General features: G+C 56.3%; 1 pseudogene. It reads left to right on the plus strand.

The features are described 5' to 3' along the window. Positions 1-45 precede the first annotated feature (45 nt). A pseudogene (locus AD944_RS00435) lies at positions 46-1,239 on the plus strand (IS701 family transposase); the annotation flags it as partial. Positions 1,240-1,411 lie beyond the last annotated feature (172 nt).

Raw genomic sequence — 1,411 nt, forward strand, 5'->3', positions numbered from 1 at the left:
CACTACAGTTGTTTTTCGAGATAAAGTATGATTCCATGCATTTCCATGGAATGGAACATGATGACGGGCGGAGCATCTGTTGAAGAGACGCTGTCGCTGCTGGTTACAGGACTGCGAACGGTCAAGGAAAAGATGCGTCCCCTGTTTGGCCAGGCCCGGGTTGCGGTCTCGGCGGAGCATTATCTGGAAACCCTTCTGGGTAATCTGCCACGCAAGACAGGGTGGCAACGTGCTGAAGCGGCTGGCGATGGAGGTCCCTGGCGTCAGCAGGCCTTACTGGGCCGAACGCAGTGGAACGCAGACGGCCTGCGTGACATTGTCCGCGATCATGTTCAGGAAACCCTGGGCGATGAGGATGCTGTCCTTGTGATTGATGAGACCGGCTTCCTCAAGAAGGGCAAGGCTTCCTGCGGCGTGGGACGCCAGTATACAGGTTCGGCAGGCAAGATCACGAACTGTCAAATCGGTGTGTTTGCAGCCTATGTCTCCCCCCGGGGTCATGCTTTTGTGGATCGTGCCCTGTATCTTCCCAAAGCCTGGACCTCGGATCCGGCACGGCTGTCTTCAGCCTCTGTCCCGACAGACGTAGCATTCGCGACCAAACCCTCTCTGGCCCGACAGATGATCGAGCGCAGCCTTCGGGCGGGCCTTTCTTTTGAATGGGTTGCTGCTGACAGTGTTTATGGCGTGGGAGAGATCGAGATGGGGTTGCGGCATGCTGCAAAGGGCTATGTCCTGGGCGTGGCAGGAAACCACTGGTTCAATTCCTGGGGCCTGGGAGAAAGACCCGTTGCAGGAGAAGCCCGTGACATCGCCCGGAATGCTCCGGAACAAGCCTGGGTCTCCCTGTCGGCCGGACACGGAACAAAAGGCGAGCGCCAGTATGACTGGCTATGGTGTCCGCTCGCCGAACTCAACGGAGCAGACTATACGGCAGGCGATGGCAGAGCCTGGATCCGGGGGCTGCTCGTGCGTCGAAATCCGACTGATGGGGATCTCGCATATTTCACTGTCTGGTGCCCTACGGGAACAACGCTTGAAAAACTCGTTCAGGTCGAGGGAACGCGTTGGCGGATCGAAGAAGGTTTCAGAACGGCCAAGAACGAATTCGGCCTCGATCACAATGAAACCCGTTCCTGGCATGGCTGGCATCGTCACGTATCCCTCGTCATGCTGGCCTATGCTCTGATGGCCGGTGTAAGGGCAGAAGCAAATGCCAGACCTCCCAAAAAAAGACTATCGAACGCTTACCAGGCCTGATCCGGTGGTCCATTCAGGAAATCCGGCGTCTTATCGTCAGATTAACGCAGCAGCAGATTTCCCTCGACCATATTCTCCACTGGTCACGCTTTCGAAGAACTCACCAAGCGGTAGCTTATGCCTCTCATCTAAAAAAACAACTGTAGTGCTA

The organism is Acetobacter tropicalis (assembly GCF_001580915.1).
Taxonomy (GTDB): Bacteria; Pseudomonadota; Alphaproteobacteria; order Acetobacterales; family Acetobacteraceae; genus Acetobacter; species Acetobacter tropicalis.